Source organism: Faecalicoccus sp., assembly GCF_036552745.1.
GTDB lineage: Bacteria > Bacillota_I > Bacilli_A > Erysipelotrichales > Erysipelotrichaceae > Faecalicoccus.
In genome coordinates, this window is sequence record NZ_JAXKBY010000131.1 from 1 (window position 1) to 1,783 (window position 1,783).

At 39.5% G+C, this 1,783-nt stretch carries 1 protein-coding gene; it reads left to right on the forward strand.

From position 1 onward, the window contains the following. Positions 1–132 precede the first annotated feature (132 nt). Complete coding sequence (locus U0M88_RS06405; RefSeq protein WP_321035325.1) at positions 133–1,629, forward strand: PHP domain-containing protein; 1,497 nt, start codon at positions 133–135, stop codon at positions 1,627–1,629. Positions 1,630–1,783: the final 154 nt, after the last annotated feature.

A 1,783-nucleotide genomic window follows, 5' to 3' on the forward strand; every position in this document is an offset into this window, starting at 1 on the left:
ACGGGTATCTAAATATATAGAGCCTGTCGAGTTTGTCAACAAGCTGAGATCGCCTAAGCGATCTTTTTTTCTGCCTTTCTTTGTATAGAGAATTTTTGTATAATAAAAGACAGAAAGGTTTGTGATAGAACCATGGTCATCAAAGAGTATAGTTTAAAAGATCTGACAACAGCCTATTTTCAGAAAAAATCACAGCTGTATCGTTCCGGCGGATATCGTCATGCCAAATATTTAAGGCGTAATTTAGAAGACTATCAGGCACATTTTTTTGCCTTTTTAATGGATGTCAATGTATGCCTGTTGCCGGTATATATATGGGTCATTGAGTTTTTATTGATTCTTTGTGGATTGATTCCACCTAATTTCTTTGATCTTTTGTTTTATATCATGTATGCCTTGTTGTTTGTTGTCAGCGTGTTATTGTTGCCGATATTTTCGGCCCGCTGTAAAGGGCAGTCGATCGGATATGTCTTTACCGATTTAAAGCTGGTAAAGAAAAACAAAGAAGAAGCATCGGCTTTAAAAGTCATCTTTCGACAGATGATCGGCTTTGGAATTCCACTGATGGTTTTCGGATTCTTCTTCCAGACTTTTGGTATCGTATTATGGTGGCTTGTCAATGGTCTGGTAGCTTTATTGACGCCTTGTCAACAGACGTTGGTCGATCTGTTCTTTAATACCGTTACCGTACGTGAACCGATCACCAATATTCGTTTTGAACAGGAAGTAAAAGAAGAAATCAAAGCTGATGTAACACCAATTGATTTACATATTCGCTCAAATTATAGCGATGATGCATCGAATGATGTCGAAGAAATCTTTAAAGAAGCCAAACAGCTTGGCATGGAAACAATATCGATCACCGATCATAACTGTGCCAGAGCCAATGCGGCTGCCAGTCGATTCGCACCACTTTATGGCATACAGTATATACCGGGTGTGGAAATTGATGCACAATATCGCAGTACCCGAATTCGTATTTTGGGATACTACATCGACTGGTCTCATGAAATTTTTGACGATCTGGAAAGAGAATCCTTGATGCGGGAAAAGAAGATGTCGATCGAACGTGTACAGCGTTTTGAAAAACTGGCAAAGGTAAAGATCGATACAAGATCCATTATGGAGAATTCAAGATTTCAGACGATTACTCCAACGGATATCACAAACATGGTGTTTAATAATGCGCAGGTGCGTTCAATGCCGTTGGTAAAAAAATACGTGGATGCTTATGAACCAAAAGAAGCAATGCGTCGTTTTCGCAAGGATGTATTTGGTAAGAATGGTCCTTGTTACGTGCATTGTACCTATCCGGCAGCTAAAGAGATCATTCAAGCTATTCATGAAGCCGGAGGTATTGCGATTTTGGCAAGCTGGCATCTGGATTCCATCAGTGATGATCTGATTGAGGAAATCATGCGTTTAGGTATGGATGGTATCGAATGCTTCAGTCCGGATATTCGTGAAGAAACAATGGCTTCTGCCATTCGAATCGCTCAGAAGTATAAAGCGTTTATCTCCTGTGGAAGCGATTATCACGGAACGACAAAACCGGATCGTCATTTGGGTGTTACCAATTGTCCGGCCAAGGCTTTACCGTTGGTTCGCATTTTGACCAAAGCAGCTTAAAGAAGGTGTTTTCGAGGCCGCTGAAAAAATAGGAGATTTTAAAATCCAAAAAAATGAAAACAGTGAGAACATCAGAAAAAAATTCTGTCTCTCACTGTTTTTTTTGATAATGCTATAAAATCGGTTAAAATCAGGGGGCTTTAAACTCCTTTAT